The 15,072-nt window shown below is 66.9% G+C and carries 12 protein-coding genes; 4 read left to right on the forward strand and 8 right to left on the reverse strand.

Annotated elements, in window-relative coordinates; genetic code table 11:
* Nucleotides 1-40: 40 nt before the first annotated feature.
* Nucleotides 41-1,498 carry an HNH endonuclease gene (locus ACSBPQ_RS07445; protein WP_442684381.1) on the forward strand — a complete coding sequence of 486 codons (1,458 nt, stop codon included), beginning with the start codon at nt 41-43 and terminating at the stop codon, nt 1,496-1,498.
* 140 nt (nt 1,499-1,638) lie between these two features.
* Here the strand turns inward: ACSBPQ_RS07445 and ACSBPQ_RS07450 are convergent, their stop codons facing one another.
* Entirely contained in the window at nt 1,639-2,172 is a 534-nt protein-coding gene (locus tag ACSBPQ_RS07450) for a hypothetical protein (protein WP_442684382.1), read from the reverse strand.
* A gap of 249 nt (nt 2,173-2,421) precedes the next feature.
* Here ACSBPQ_RS07450 and ACSBPQ_RS07455 point away from each other — a divergent pair, with 249 nt between their 5' ends.
* Nucleotides 2,422-4,545 (forward strand): M13 family metallopeptidase, encoded by a 2,124-nt coding sequence (locus ACSBPQ_RS07455; RefSeq protein ID WP_442684383.1) that lies wholly within the window; start codon nt 2,422-2,424, stop codon nt 4,543-4,545.
* Nucleotides 4,546-4,654: 109 nt separating this feature from the next.
* Here ACSBPQ_RS07455 and ACSBPQ_RS07460 read toward each other — a convergent pair whose 3' ends face one another.
* Nucleotides 4,655-5,926 carry an amino acid permease gene (locus tag ACSBPQ_RS07460; RefSeq protein ID WP_442684384.1) on the reverse strand — a complete coding sequence of 424 codons (1,272 nt, stop codon included), beginning with the start codon at nt 5,924-5,926 and terminating at the stop codon, nt 4,655-4,657.
* A gap of 223 nt (nt 5,927-6,149) precedes the next feature.
* On the opposite strand from ACSBPQ_RS07460, the gene ACSBPQ_RS07465 reads away from it, so the two are divergent.
* Both ACSBPQ_RS07465 and ACSBPQ_RS07470 read left to right on the forward strand, forming a co-directional pair.
* Nucleotides 6,150-7,967 (forward strand): DUF885 domain-containing protein, encoded by a 1,818-nt coding sequence (locus tag ACSBPQ_RS07465; RefSeq protein WP_442684385.1) that lies wholly within the window; start codon nt 6,150-6,152, stop codon nt 7,965-7,967.
* A 221-nt stretch (nt 7,968-8,188) separates the two neighbouring features.
* Nucleotides 8,189-9,367, forward strand: coding sequence for a metallophosphoesterase (locus ACSBPQ_RS07470; RefSeq protein WP_442684386.1), 1,179 nt, complete (start codon nt 8,189-8,191; stop codon nt 9,365-9,367).
* Nucleotides 9,368-9,388: 21 nt separating this feature from the next.
* Here the strand turns inward: ACSBPQ_RS07470 and ACSBPQ_RS07475 are convergent, their stop codons facing one another.
* From ACSBPQ_RS07475 to edd, 6 genes are all read right to left on the reverse strand, one after another.
* Nucleotides 9,389-9,901, reverse strand: a complete 513-nt coding sequence (locus ACSBPQ_RS07475) for an MgtC/SapB family protein (protein WP_442684387.1) — start codon at nt 9,899-9,901, stop codon at nt 9,389-9,391.
* A gap of 116 nt (nt 9,902-10,017) precedes the next feature.
* Complete coding sequence (mtnC, locus tag ACSBPQ_RS07480; protein ID WP_442684388.1) at nt 10,018-10,716, reverse strand: acireductone synthase; 699 nt, start codon at nt 10,714-10,716, stop codon at nt 10,018-10,020.
* Between the two features lie 102 nt (nt 10,717-10,818).
* Nucleotides 10,819-11,373 (reverse strand): 1,2-dihydroxy-3-keto-5-methylthiopentene dioxygenase, encoded by a 555-nt coding sequence (locus tag ACSBPQ_RS07485; protein ID WP_442684389.1) that lies wholly within the window; start codon nt 11,371-11,373, stop codon nt 10,819-10,821.
* Between the two features lie 76 nt (nt 11,374-11,449).
* Complete coding sequence (locus ACSBPQ_RS07490) at nt 11,450-12,097, reverse strand: methylthioribulose 1-phosphate dehydratase (protein ID WP_442684390.1); 648 nt, start codon at nt 12,095-12,097, stop codon at nt 11,450-11,452.
* 264 nt (nt 12,098-12,361) lie between these two features.
* Nucleotides 12,362-13,021, reverse strand: a complete 660-nt coding sequence (gene eda, locus ACSBPQ_RS07495) for a bifunctional 4-hydroxy-2-oxoglutarate aldolase/2-dehydro-3-deoxy-phosphogluconate aldolase (protein WP_442684391.1) — start codon at nt 13,019-13,021, stop codon at nt 12,362-12,364.
* A 52-nt stretch (nt 13,022-13,073) separates the two neighbouring features.
* Entirely contained in the window at nt 13,074-14,990 is a 1,917-nt protein-coding gene (gene edd, locus ACSBPQ_RS07500; RefSeq protein WP_442684392.1) for a phosphogluconate dehydratase, read from the reverse strand.
* Nucleotides 14,991-15,072: the final 82 nt, after the last annotated feature.

The following is a 15,072-nucleotide window of genomic DNA, read 5'->3' on the forward strand; positions in this document are numbered from 1 at the left end:
CCTCTGCCGGGCAAGCTTGCACTTTTGGAAGTACATGGTGATGAGTGACCGTCCTTTCCGTAGTGAGCAGAGCTACGCGTTCGAGCATGCGGCTCGCAATGCGGTGGTTCCTTTTTTGCGTTCGCGTGGCTTCATCGTGAATGATCAGGATGACCTGCGTTCAGTGGTCGGGTTGGGGCAGTCGCAGCAGGTGATTGCCCGCTCGCCGCAGGGCGAGATCCTGCGTTTGCGGGTGCGGTTGTGCTGGCGGCGCGATGGACGTAATGCCAAAGAAGCGATGTATTCGGCGGCGCAATTGGCTGCCAAAACCCGCGAGGGCGGTTGGCAGGCAACGCTGGATTATCTGGAACGGCGTGATCTGGCCGAGGGTGTGACACATACGCTTTTTTTCCAGCGCAATGTGCAGACGGAGGTATATGCGGCGCTGGTTCCCACGCGTGCGGTAACCGGAATATGGCAGCGGCAGTATGAAGTCAGCAACACGTTGATAGCGGCAGGAAGGCTGGGGAATCTTCGCAAGAATCATGCGGCCAATGGTCATAGCCCGACCATCTGGTTGCAGGATGACCGGCAACCTGAAGGGTATCTCGTGGCCGACGTGCTCTGGCAGTGGCCGGGTGTAGTGGACCTGATGGCGCTGCCGGTGGTGGCGGAGCATTCGCCAGCAAAGTACTGGCGGATGCTCGATGCGGTGGACGCACTGGGCGGTGTGGCCAGTGTGGCCGAGGTCCGCCAATGGCTCGAACGGAATATGCCGGGCGCGGACTACTCCGATACACGGGAAAACCTTTCACACCTGACGGTGAACGATCCGAATCGTCGCCACTATGACCGTAGCCGTCCGTCATTTCGCAGTGATCAGGGACATCGGCGCGACGTGCTTTACCGAAGTGGTGAGGGAGCGCAGACGCGCTATCAACGCTACGTACCGTCACAACATGGCGTGTTTGATCTGATTGCGGACGCGGATGGGCGGTTCCGTGCGGTACAGGTAATGGGGCCGGTTCTTGTGGCGGCTTATGGCGCCGCCGAGCAGGCGGTTGAGGAAAGTGTCAAGGCAGAGTCGATTGCTTCGGAGGCCGATGCGCGGAACCGCCAGCTCCGCGCGGTGGTGATGCGACGTGGACAGCAACGTTTCAGGACGCTGTTGCTTGAAGCTTACGGTGGGCGCTGCGCGGTGACCGGCTGCGATGTGCGTGATGTACTCGAGGCGGCGCACATCGTGCCTTATCTGGGTGACCACACCCATCGCATGGATAACGGCCTCCTGCTGCGGGCCGATATCCATACATTGTTCGATCTGGGGCAGTTGTGGATCGATGTGGAGATGAAGGTGCGTGTTGCTGACGGCTTGCGGGGCTCCTGCTACGGAGAGTTGGAGGGGAGCGCTCTGCGCCTGCCGGAGCGCAGGATGGATGCCCCCCATCCTGACCACCTGATGCGGCATCGGCGGACTTCGGCTGCAGCACAGGACGAGGCTGAAGAAGTCATCAGCTGAATCGCCGGGATACTGTGGCTCTGGTTGCCGTTGCGAAAAGTTGGCGATATGCCGAAGCAAAAAGCCCCGCAATGCGGGGCTTTGTTGTGGGGTGAGTGCGTTGTCGCAGCAGCGGTAGAACGGCGTGCGGGCGCGTTGCCTCAGTCGTGGGTGAACGGCTGCATGCCTTCGTGATCGAAGGTCGCCTGGTAGGTGTTCACTGCGGCCACCAGTTTTGGCATGCCTTCGGCTGAGGCGGGGTTTTCGCGCAGGTGTTCGCCGGCGGTGAGCATCTGCGTGATCAGCACATGCAGGGCGGCATCGGGTTCGGGGGCCAGTTTGCAGTTGGCGAACATGTACTGGACGTTGCTGTCGATCGAGTCGGCGAGGGCGGCGGCATCGGCGGCCTGCAGCTGCGCGTCATGGAAGGCCGGCAGGTTCTTCAGCACATCGGCGTGGATGCGGTCCATGGCGGTGCGCAGGGGTTCGTCGGTTTCCCAGCGTTGGCCTTCGGCCAATACCGGGGCGGGGCCGTGTGCGGCGTCGTGCTCGTGGCTGTGACTGGCCGGTGCGGCGGCGGTGGTTTCAGGGACGGTGTCGGCGGCCGGGACATGGTCATCGCCGGCGGCACAGGCGGTCACGGCAAGTGCCAGCGCAAGGGCGGTGGCGGGGACATGGAGGAAGCGCATCTTCATGGTCGTGGCATCGGTTCAGGTGTGGCCCAACCGTAGCAAGTGGGCGCCGTGGTGGGCGTGACATGTATCAAGGTGTGGCGGGGGGATTGGATCGGTGGGTTGGCTGGGTCGCGACTTGTGGCCCGAGGCCACCCGGTGTCGTTCCTGCATGGCCTACGGCACATGGGGGCGGGGGCAATCGCCGGTATGCTTGCCGGCACTCGAGGGCCGGGGGCAGTCGGCTCCGTCACCAATTCCAGGAGAGTTCTGTTGAAAAAGACGCTGTTGACCACCGCCACCTTGCTGGCCCTGGGGATTGCCGGTTCGGCGTCCGCCCACCAGAACCATGCCTGCGTGGATGATGCCTGCACCGTGCAGACCCTGTTCGCCGCCGACGAGGCCGGCAGCGCCAGCGCTGCTGGCAGCATCGCCGCGCCGCGCATGGGCGAGTGGGGCATCGACACGGCCGGCATGGATACCAGCGCCAAGCCGGGCGATGACTACTTCGCCTACGTCAACGGCAACTGGGCCAAGAACACCCCGATCCCGTCGGACAAATCCAGCTTCGGCGCGTTCATGGCGCTGCGCGACCTGTCCGAGGCGCGCGTGCACCAGCTGCTGGAAGGCTACGCATTGGGCAACCCGGCCACCGATGGCGACGCTGCCAAGATCGCCGCGCTGTACCGTGGCTATCTGGATGAGGCCGCCGCCGAGAAGGCCGGTGCGCAGCCGCTGCAGCCGTTGCTGGCGACCATCCGCGCGGCCAAGGACAAAACCGCCATCGCCGCGCTGATGGGCCAGCGCAATGGCAGTTTCGGCGCCACGCTGTTCGGCGTGATGGTCTCCGATGACCAGCGCGACCCGGAGCATTACACCCTTTATATGAGCCAGTCCGGCCTGGGCCTGGGCGACCGCCAGATGTATCTGGACGAGAAGTTCGCCCCGCAGCGCGAGCGCTATGTGGCCTATGTCGAGCAACTGCTGACGCTGGCCGGCTGGGACAAGCCGGCCGATGCCGCCGCGAAGATCATGGCGATGGAAACCGAGGTGGCCAAGGGCCACTGGACCCGCGCCGAGAGCCGCAACCGCGACAAGACCTACAACCGCCTGACCCGCATCGAGCTGGCCGCGCAGGCACCGCAGGTGGACTGGAACGTGCTGTTCGACGCTGCCGGTGTTGGCCAGGCCGAGAGCGTGGTGCTGCGCCAGAACACCGCCATCCCGGCACTGGCCAAGGTATTCGGTGACACCGACCTGGACACGCTGAAGGCATGGCTGGCGTTCCACACCACCGATGACGCCGCCAGCCTGCTGTCGAAGAACTTCGTCGATGCCGAGTACGAGTTCCGCGCCAAATTCCTGTCCGGTCAGCCGGAACCGAAGCCGCGCTGGAAGAACGCGGTCAGCTACAGCGAAGGCATCATGGGCGAGGCCATCGGCCGCGATTTCGTCAAGCTGTACTTCCCGGCCGACGCCAAGGCCAAGATGGACGCGCTGGTCTCCAACGTGAAGGTGGCGATGGGCGCGCGGCTGGATACCCTAGCCTGGATGAGCCCGGCCACCAAGGCCGAGGCCCACGCCAAGCTCAAGGGCTTCGGCCTGAAGATCGGCCACCCGGAACAGTGGCGTGACTACAGCGCGCTGGAAGTTCGCAACGGCGACATCGTCGGCAATGCGCTGCGCGCGCGTGCCTTCGAGTGGGACTACCGCCGTGCCCGCCTGGGCCAGAAGGTCGACAAGAACGAGTGGGGCATGACCCCGCAGACGGTCAACGCGTACTACAACTCGGTCAAGAACGAGATCGTGTTCCCGGCCGCGATCCTGCAGCCGCCGTTCTTCGATCCGTCCGCCGACCCGGCGGTGAACTACGGTGGCATCGGCGGCGTGATCGGCCACGAGATCATCCACGGCTTCGACGACCAGGGCCGCAAGTCCGATGGTGCTGGCGTGCTGCGTGACTGGTGGACCGCCGAGGACGCGGCCAAGTTCGAGGTGCAGGCCGCCAAGCTGGGCGCGCAGTACGAGGCGTTCGAGTTCCCGCAGCTGCCGGGCATGAAGATCAACGCCCGCGTTGCGATGGGCGAGAACATCGGCGATCTGGGTGGCCTGACCATCGCGCTGGAAGCCTACCGCCGCTCGCTGGATGGCAAGCCGGCCGCGGTGATCGACGGTTTCAGCGGCGAGCAGCGCTTCTTCATGGGCTGGGCACAGGTATGGCGCACCTTGTGGCGCGACGACGCACTGCGCCAGCAGCTGGTCAACGGCACCCACTCGCCGGGCCACATCCGTGCGTTCGCCCCGCTGCGCAATATCGATGCGTGGTACGAGGCGTTCAACGTGCAGCCGGGCGACACCCACTACGTGGCCCCGGAAGACCGCGTGCGTATCTGGTAATCGGCAGGTTTGAGCGTTGAAACAGAAAGGGCCCCTCGGGGCCCTTTCTGTTCATGTACGCCGCCATTGCCAGCCAGCCAGCCTGCGGCGGCGGTATGGGACGCCGGGCTCAGCGCTTGCGGCGCAGCCAGAAGTAGATCGGCAGGCCGGCAATGATCAGTGCCGCGCCCCACAGCAGTGCCTCGCTGCCGACGCCGACGATGGCGTAGCCGCTGAAGGCCAGCGCGCCAGCGGCGGCAATGCGCGAGCCGGTGCCGGTGCCGCGCCACAGCCAGGCGGCCGAGCCGACCAGGTAGGGCAGCAGGGTGGCGGCGGTGGACAGCAGTACCGAGAACTTGAACAGGTCCACCAGCGAGCGGTTGTAGTTGCTGATCACCAGCACGGTGGCCAGCAGGCAGCTGATGATGACGCCGAAGGCCGGGGCGCCACGGCGGTTCTCGCGGGCGAAGGCGCGCGGCAGCACGCCGTCACGGGCGGCGGCCATTGGCAGCTTCGCCGAGAGCAGGGTCCAGCCGTTTAGCGCGCCGACGCAGGAAATCGCCATCACCGCCGCCAGCAGCAGGCCGGCGGTCGGCCCCCACAATGCGGCGGCGGCATCGGCCATCGGCGCGCCGGAGTTGGCCAGCACTTCGGCCGGCAGCAGGCCGATCACCGTGGTGCAGGCCAGCACGGTGGCGATGCCGGCAATGGCGGTGCCGGCGACGGTGGCCCGGGCCACGGTGCGCGGGGCGTCATCGACCGACTCGGCCGGTACGGTGGCCGCTTCCAGACCGATCATCGCCCACAGGGTCAGCGCGACGGTGGCACCGGCCACGGCGCCCAGCGACTCCCCGCTGGGGTTGAACGGCACGTAATGCCGGGTATCGACAAACCACAGCGCCACCAGTCCGAACAGCAGCAGGGGCACCACTTTCAACACGGTGGTCAGCAGCTGCAGGCGGCCGGCCTCGCGCACGCCCAGCAGGTTGACCCCGGCGCACAGCCACAGCGCGACCAGGGCGCAGGTCGCCGCCCGCACCGGGGTGGCGGTCAGCGCGGGGAAGATGGCACCGATGCTGCCGGCAAAGGCCACCGCAATCGCGGCGATGGCGCACCACATCGAGATCCAGTAGCTCCACGCCACCGTGAAGCCGGACAGCTCGCCGAAGGCGTTGCGGGCGAACACGTAGGGGCCGCCGGTCTGCGGCCAGCGTTTGGCCAGGCGGGCGAAGGTGACGGCCAGCAGCAGCGCGCCGCACAGGGTGATGCCCCAGCCGATCAGGCTGGCGGCGCCATACGAGGCCAGGGTGGCCGGCAACAGGAAGGTGCCGGAGCCGATCATGCTGCCGACCACGAGGGCGGTGGTGGACCAGAAGCCCAGCGGGCGGCGGGAAGTAGTCATAGGGATACGGCAACAACGGCATGGGCCGGACCGGGGCACCCGCAGGGGGACACGGCAGGCGGAAGGAGAGGAGCTGGCGACCGCAAGCCGGAACGCGCAGGGGGCGGATTATGACGGTTCGGCGCCCGCGCGGCGATCTTCCCGCCATCTGTGACCTTTGGCCCTTCCATGCGCTGCGGTGCGGATGGACGCTGGCGGCCTTGTCCACCGTCCGGATATCCCGATGAACCTGCGTCCCCTGGCCTGTGCCGTTTCGCTGTCGCTGGCCACCGTGCTCAGCGCCTGTTCCCCGTCCGCACCGCCAGCTGCGAACGAGGCTTCCGGCCAGGCCGCGCAGGCCCACAAGGCCGCGCAGCTCAACCAGCTGTACGCCGACTACTGGGAAGGCGTGCTGAAGTTGAACCCGCTGCAGGCCACCTTCCAGGGTGACAACCGTTACAACGACCAGCTGCCGGATTTCGCCTCGGCGCAGTTCCGCCAGCGGAGCCACGATTTCACCACCGAGTGGCTGGGCAAGGTGGAGAAGCTCGGCGAGGCCGGCCTGAGCGGGCAGGACCTGCTCAGCTACCGCATCTTCGTGAAGGAGCAGAAGCAGGCGCTGGAAGCGGAGAAGTTCCCGACCTGGATGATGCCGGTCAACCAGATGGGCTCGACCGTGAGCTATGCGGTGATGCTGGGCTCGGGTCAGGTCGCCCAACCGTTCAAGACGGTGAAGGACTACGACAACTGGCTGGCGCGTGCTGCGCGCATCCCGGTGGTGCTGGATACCGAGATCGCCAACATGCGTGAGGGCATCAAGGCCGGCGTGGTGCAGCCGCGCGTGCTGATCGAAAAGGTGGTGCCGCAGTTCGACGAGCTGATCACCGCCAAGGCCGAGGACAGCCAGTTCTGGGGACCGATCAAGGCCATGCCGGCCGATTTCCCGCAGGCCGACAAGGACCGCCTGACCGCCGCCTACCGCACGCTGATCAACGATCAACTGATGCCGGCGATCAGGAAACAGCGTGACTTCATCGCCAACGAGTACCTGCCGGCCACCCGCGACACGGTGAGCCTGGCGGCGCTGCCGGACGGCCAGGCGTGGTACGCCTTCAACGCCAAGCAGAGCACCACCACCACGCAGACCCCGGAGGAGATCCATGAAATCGGCCTGGCCGAAGTGGCGCGCATCCACGGCGAGATCAACCAGGTGATGCAGCAGGTGGGCTTCAAGGGCTCGCTGCAGGATTTCTTCAAATTCATGCAGACCGACAAGCAGTTCGAGTTCAAGTCGGAAGAGGCGCTGCTGGAGCATTACCGCGGGTTGGAAGCCAAGGTCGAGGCCAACGTCGGCAAGCTGTTCTCGCTGACCCCGAAGGCCGGCTTCGAGATCCGTCCGGTGGAGGCGTTCCGCGCCAAGTCGGCGGCCGGTGGCTCCTACATGTCGCCAAGTGAGGACGGCAGCCGCCCGGGCATCTTCTACGTGAACACGTACGATCTGCCCACGCGCAAGAGCTGGGACGCGGAGGACCTGTTCCTGCACGAGGCCATCCCCGGCCACCACTTCCAGCTGGCGCTGCAGCAGGAGCTGACCGGCGTGCCGGCGTTCCGCCGCTTTGGTGGTGAGACCGCCTTCATCGAAGGCTGGGGCCTGTACGCAGAGAGCCTGGGTAAGGACCTGGGCGTGTACACCGACCCGTACAGCTACTTCGGCCGCCTGCAGGGCGAGCTGTGGCGCGCGGTGCGGCTGGTGGTCGATACCGGCCTGCATTCGAAGAACTGGAGCCGCCAGCAGGTGCTGGACTACATGTTCGCCAACTCCTCGGTCAGCGAGCCCGACGCCATTGCCGAAGCCGAGCGTTACATCGCCTGGCCGGGCCAGGCACTGGCCTACAAGACCGGTGAGCTGAAGATCCAGGAACTGCGCAAGCGTGCCGAGCAGAAGCTCGGCGACAAGTTCGACATCCGCCAGTTCCACGCCGAAGTGCTCAAGGACGGCTCGGTGCCGCTGGAAGTGCTGGAACAGAAGGTCGACGCCTGGATCGCCGACGCCGGCAAATAAGCGGCCGGCGCAACCTTGCAGCAGGAGTGGCCGACACCGCTCCTGCCGCTGCAGGAGCGACGTGAGTGGCGACAGCCCCCCGAGCCCCCGGCCCGGGCGACGTAGTGTTCCAGCCATCACCGTGCGACCTGCCGCCCGGCTGTGCCAAAGTGCAGGCCCGCGACCGGCCCCGTCAGTGCTCCGGTCGCGTGCCTGCTTCGCTCACCCACCGCGTACCGTTGATGACTTTTATCGTTTCGCTGCTGCTGCCGTTGCTCGCCTTCCTGTTCTGGCGGCCAGTCAATCCCCTGACCCGATCACAACGCCGCTGGCGTACCGGCATCAGCTTGCTGCTGGCCCTGAGCGGCCTGGCATTTGCCACGCTATGGCGGCTGGATGTGTTCGATTACGCAGTGGAGGCGTGGATCCAGCTGGCGTTCGGCTGGGTGCTGGTGATGTTCATTCTGGCGCTGGCATTCGTGCTGTTGCGCGAGGCCGGATGGCTGCTGTCACGGCTGCTGCCGCGCCGCTCGCGGCTGGCCACGGTCTGGCACGGCGTCGGCCTCAATCACGGCGCGGCGGTGGTGATCGTGCTGCTGGCGACGCTGGGTATCTGGAACGGCCTGAAGCCGCCGCCGGTGCAGGAGCGCGAACTGGTGGTGCCGAATCTGCCGGTGGAGATGGACGGGCTGCGGGTGGCGGTGCTGGCCGACCTGCATATCAGCCCGGTCAAACGTGGCTGGCGCACCGAGCGGATCGTGGCGGCGACGCTGGCGGTGAAACCCGACCTGATCGTGCTGCCCGGTGACATGGTCGATGGCGAGGTCGAGGACACTGCGGCCTTCGTCACCGCGCTGGCGAAACTGCAGGCACCGCACGGCGTGTGGCTGGCACCGGGCAACCATGAGTACTACCACGGCTATACGCGCTGGATGGCGCACTTCCGGCAGATGGGACTGGGCGTGCTGGAGAACCAGACTGCCACGCTGACCATCAACGGCCGGACGCTGGCGCTGTCGGGCGTGGGCGATCTGGCCGCGCTGCGGGCGGCACCGTATATGCGCGGCGGACTGGCGCCGGACCTGCCGGCGGTGGTCGCGGCGGCCAAGGGCAGCGACGTGCATGTGCTGCTTGCCCACCAGCCCAAGCAGGCGCGCGCGGCTGCGGCGACCGGCGCGGTGGACCTGCAGATCTCCGGCCATACCCACGGCGGCCACATCCTGGGCTTCGATCGCTGGGTGGTGGCGCCGGCCAACCACGGCTTTGTGCGTGGCGAATACCGGGTGCAGGACATGACCCTGTTCGTCAGCAGCGGGGCGGGGCAGTGGGATGGATTCACCGCACGATTGGGCGTGCCGTCGCGGATCGAGGTACTGGTGCTGCGGTCCGCTCGGGCAGTAAGAGACGGCAACAGCCGCTGAGCCGGCAGAGCGCACCGCTACTCAGGTGCCCGGTCCGGCATCGTCCTTGCCGGCATTGGCCAGGCTGTTGTCGGGTATCAGCCGCGGCAGGATGCCGACCACCGCCAGTGCCGCCAGCGTGGTGGCCACGGCCACCATCTGCATACCCATGCCGGCAGCCATGCCGATGGCCGCGGTCATCCAGATGCCGGCAGCAGTAGTCAGGCCTTGCACGCGCTCCTCCTTGTCCAATTTGAGAATGGCGCCGGCACCGAGAAAGCCGATGCCCGAGACGATGCCCTGCATCACCCGGGTCACATCACCCAGACTGGCGCCGGCCTGCAGCGGCGCCAGCACGAACAACGCCGAGCCCAGGCTTACCAGGATGTGGGTCTTCAGCCCGGCCGCGCGACCCTTGCTCTCGCGCTCCAGCCCGAGCGCACCGCCGAGCACGATGGCGGTGAGCAGGCGCGCGACGATGACCGTCAGCGTGCCCACATCCGGAATGGCGAATTCGGCGGCCAGTGCCGACCCGATCTGCGAAATGATGCCCATGCCCTGTACCCAACCCGAGATATCCCGGGCGATGGTGGCATGACGCGTGCGAAGGGGAGTTCATGCCCGCGCAGGAACGGAATCACACGGAGAGGCGGCCCAGCGCCAGCGCAGGCTCAGAGCACGATCTGCTCGAAGTTCTCCACCCGGGTGTGGCCGTGCGTGGCTTCGCCGGTGCGTGGCATCGGGTAGTCGGCCAGACGGTCCAGCAGCACCGTCTGCAGGCCGGCCTCGCGGGCGGCGTCCAGTTCCTCGACGATGTCCGACAGGAACAGGATCTCATCTGGTGCTATGCCGATGGCCTCGGCGATCCGGGCATAGCTGGCGGTTTCGCGCTTGCCGCCGACCTCGGTGTCGAAGTTGCCGGAGAACAGGCCGTTAAGGTCGCCCGCCTGGCTGAAGCCGAAGAACAGCTTCTGCGCCGGCACCGAGCCGGAGGAGTACACGTACAGCGGCAGCCCCTGCGCATGCCAGCCGCGCAGCACCGCGGCCACTTCCGGATACAGGTGCGCGCTGTAGTCGCCGTTGCGGTAACCGGTCTCCCAGATCATGCCCTGCAGCGCCTTGAGCGCGGTGTGCTTGCGGTCCTGGTCGATCCAGCCCTGCAACGTCTCCACGATCACCTCGTCCTGGCAGGCACTGGCGGCGATCTCGGTGGCCACCGCGTCCAGCCACTGCCGCACCTGCGGCTCATGGCCGTGGTCGCGCACGAAACCGGGCAGAGCGGCGCGGGCGTAGGGAAACAGCACTTCCTTGACGAAGGAGATGCTCGAGGTGGTGCCCTCGATGTCGGTGAGGATGGCGTTGATGGTCATTGCGGGGGTGTTCCTGCGCCGGACATGCCGGTGGGTAAGACGGGGCCGATGCGGGCGGCCGAAGACCGGTCCTTCTCCCGCTGACGGGAGAAGGTGCAAGGGTCAGGCGGGGCTGGGCTCATAGCGCGGGAAGCGCTGGGCGATATCGGTGCCGGTGAAGTGGCCGACCCAGCCGTCCGGCTCGGTGAAGAAGCGGATCGCGGCGAAATTCGGTTCCTCGCCCATGTCGAACCAGTGGGTGACGCCATCCGGCACCGAGATCAGGTCGTCCTTGACGCACTCCACCGCGTAGACCTTGTCACCCACGTGCAGGGTGAACAGGCCCGAGCCGGCGACGAAGAAGCGCACCTCGTCTTCCTTGTGGAAGTGCTCGTCGAGGAACTTGGCGCGGATCTCGGCGCGGTTGGGGTTGTCCGGGGCGATCGAGGCCACGTCCACGCTCTTGAAACCGTGCGCGGCGACCAGCCGGTCGATGTCCTCGCGGTAAGCGGCGAACACTTCCTCCTGGCTGGCGCCCGGAGCAACCGGGTGCCGGGCCTGCCAGCGTTCGAAGGTGACGCCGATCTTCTGCAGTTCGGCGGCGATGACGTCGCCGTCGTGACTGTCCAGCAATGGCGTGTCAGGGGCGGTGTCGTTGAAAATACGCAGTCGGCTCATGGCGGTGGACTCGACGGGGAAGGAAGTGTGGAGGGCACCCGCCGCAGTGGTGGGGTGCCGGATGGGGCGGGGCGGGTCAGGCGTTGCCGCGCAGTTTGCGCAGCTCCAGCTCGCAGTGCAGCAGGAACTCGAAGGCTTCCAGATGGCGGCGCGCCTCGGCCATGTCGCGGCCCCACGCGTACAGGCCGTGGCCGTCGATCAGGTAGCCCCACATCGGCCCCTTGTCGAGCTCGGCTTCCACCTGCGCGGCCAGCACGTCCATGTCCTGGGTGTTGGGGAACACCTTCAGGTCGACCGTGGTTTCGTGGGTGGAATTGCCGTGCAAAGCTTTCAGCAATTCGTAGCCGTCCAGGCGGATATGGCCCTGGCCGGCGAACAGCCGTGAGGCGATGGTCTGCACCGGCGAGTGGGTGTGCAGCACGCAGCCGACCTCCGGAAAGCGGGCATACAGCTGGGTGTGCAGCAGCGTTTCAGCCGAGGGCCGCAGCGGCCGGCCGACCGCCTTGCCGGCGAAGTCCACGACCATGATGTCGCTTTCCACCAGCCGGCCCTTGTCCTTGCCGGACACGGTGATGGCGGCATGGCGGTCATCGAGCCGGTGCGAGAAATTGCTGCTGGTGGCGGGTGTCCAGCCGGCGTGTGCCAGCTCGCGGACGTTGTCGATCAGCAGCTGGGCCAGTTCGCTCAGGTGCTGGGCATCGTAGGGGGCGGGAACGGCATTCATGGCGGCATTCTACTAAGAATGGCCGCCGATTCATCCATTCATCCGGATGGAATGGATGTGTTTCCGGATTGGATCGCTATGACAGGCGATAGCCATCGGGTTGAGCCCGGTCTGGCGAAGTGGCCGGAGCGGAATTTCTGCCGTCGGAACCGGCAGGGAAGGCCGGTATTCCACGCTCCCATGTCCCTCTAAGGACTGGAAAAAACTCCGGCCCGTCCAGGAAGAACGGGCCGGCTTCAGCAGCTCAAGGCTTGTGACAGCGGATCAGCCGGCGCGCGCTTGGCGGACGATGGCGGCCGCAGCGGCCGCGGACTTCTTCACTTCATCCCACTGCCCGGCGCGAATCCAGCTGTCCTGTACCATCCACGAGCCGCCGATGCAGACCACGTTCTTCTGCGACAGGTAGTCGCCGGCAGTGGCCTCGGTGATGCCGCCGGTGGGGCACAGCTTCAGCTCGGGAATCGGGCCGGCCACGCCCTTGATCATCGCCAGCCCGCCCACGGCAGTGGCGGGGAACAGTTTGCAGATGCGGAAACCGCGTGCGACCAGTGCCAGCAGCTCGGTCGGCGAGGCCGCACCCGGCACCACCGGCAGCGGTGCCGCTGCCAGGGCGTCGGCCATATGCGCCGGCGTACCCGGCGTCACCAGGAAGTCGGCACCGGCATCGATGGCGCGCTGCATCTGCTCGATCGTCAGCACCGTACCGGCGCCGACGACCACATCGGGCAGCTCGCGCTTGAGCATGGCCAGTGCATCCATCGCCACCGGCGTGCGCAGGGTCAACTCGATGGCGGACAGGCCGCCTTCCAGCAACGCGGCACTGACCGCGCGGGCCTGGTCGAGGGTGTGGACGGTGACCACGGGCAGAATGCCGGCTGCGCTAAGCAGCTGTTCGGCGCGGTCCTGGTGCTGGGCGATGCTCATTGTGTTCCTCGTACTGGCGGTAGGCGCGCCGCGGTGAGCGGCACGCGGAAGATCAGGCGTCCTTGGCTTCATGCGGCGCAGCGGCGGCCGCGGCGTCATGACCCAGTTCGTATTCGGCGTCGTACTCCCAGACGCTGCCATCGGCACGGACCGGGCCGCAGGAAATCGAGATGGCCCCCTGGTCGGCCGGACCGACGATGCGGCGGTTCATCGCGAACAGGTTGCGGCCCATGTCGTTGCCGGCCGGTGCGGTATTGGCGGCAATACCACGCGCTGCCCATTCGGCCGGGTCCACCCGCACTTCCAGCGTGCCGGCTTCGCCGTCCAGACGGATGATGTCGCCTTCGCGGACACGCGCGATGGGACCACCACGTGCAGCCTCGGGGGTGACGTGGATCGCGGCGGGAATCTTGCCGGAGGCGCCGGACAGGCGGCCGTCGGTGACCAGCGCCACGCGTCGGCCCTGGTTCTGCAGCAGGCCCAGCAACGGTGCCAGCGAATGCAGCTCCGGCATCCCGTTGGCACGCGGCCCCTGGTAGCGGACCACGGCGACGAAATCCTGTGGCAGCGCGCCGGCGGCGTGCAGCTTGTTCAACACCTGCGGTGCATCGACCACCACGGCCGGCGCTTCGATGGTGCGGAATTGCGGCTTCACCGCCGACAGCTTGATCAGCGAATTGCCGATGTTGCCCTTCAGCAGGCGCAGGCCGCCCTGGGCCTCGAACGGACTGGCGACCGGCCGCACCACGTCCTCGTCACCGCTGACCGCGGCGGCGGGCACGTAGCCGACCTTGCCATCGAGCAGGCGCGGCTCCTGCGCATAGGCGCGCATGCCGCCCTCGGCGATGGTGGCCAGGTCGTCGTGCATCAGTCCGGCGTCCATCAGTTCGCGGAACACGAAGGCCGGGCCGCCGGCCGCGGCGAAGCGGTTCACGTCGGCTTCGCCATTGGGGTAGACGTGGGTCAGCAGCGGCACGATCTGCGAGAGCTGGTCCATGTCGTCCCAGGTCAGCACGATGCCGGCCGCGCGTGCCACCGCGATCCAGTGGATGCTGTGGTTGGTGGAGCCGCCGGTGGCCATCAGCGCGACGATGGCGTTGACGATGGCGCGCTCGTCGATCAGCCGGCCGAGCGGGCGGAAATCATCGCCCAGCGCGCAGATGTCCAGCGCACGTGCGGTGGCCGCGCGGGTCAGCGCATCGCGCAGCGGCAGTTCCGGATTGACGAACGAAGCGCCCGGCAGCTGTACACCCATCGCTTCCAGCAGCACCTGATTGGAGTTGGCGGTGCCGTAGAAGGTGCAGGTGCCTGCAGCGTGGTAGGACGCCGATTCAGCTTCCAGCAGTTCCTCGCGGCTGGCTTCACCGGCGGCGTAGCGCTCGCGGACTTCGGCCTTCTTCTTGTTGGGGATGCCCGGGGTCATCGGCCCGGCCGGCACGAATACGGCCGGCAGATGGCCGAACGCCAGCGCGCCGATCAGCAGGCCCGGCACGATCTTGTCGCACACGCCCAGATAGATCGCGCTGTCGAACATGTCGTGGCTCAGGCCGATCGCGGTGGACTGGGCGATCACGTCGCGCGAGAACAGCGACAGCTCCATGCCGCCACGGCCCTGGGTGACGCCGTCGCACATCGCCGGCACGGCGCCGGCGACCTGCGCGGTGGCGCCCAGCTCACGGGCGGTCTGGCGGATCAGCTCGGGGTAGTGCTCGAACGGCTGGTGCGCCGAGAGCATGTCGTTGTAGGCGGTGATGATACCGATGTTGGCGGTGACATCGGCGCGCAGGCGGCCCTTGTCGGTCGGGCCACAGGCGGCGAACGCATGGGCCAGGTTGCCGCAGCTCAGGCGCGAGCGGAACGGGCCTTCGCGCAGTGCCGCATCGATGCCGGCCAGATAGGCGGCGCGGGACGCAGCGCTGCGCTGGATGATGCGTTCGGTGATGGCGTGGATTTTCGGATGCAGGCTCATGGGCTACCAGCTGTGATGAGAGGCGGGGTCCAGGTGCGCAGGCGCGCCACGGCTGGGCCGGGTGGGGAGCTCCCCGTCACCT

This window comes from Stenotrophomonas sp. JC08, assembly GCF_052180205.1.
In the GTDB taxonomy this organism is placed as follows: domain Bacteria; phylum Pseudomonadota; class Gammaproteobacteria; order Xanthomonadales; family Xanthomonadaceae; genus Stenotrophomonas.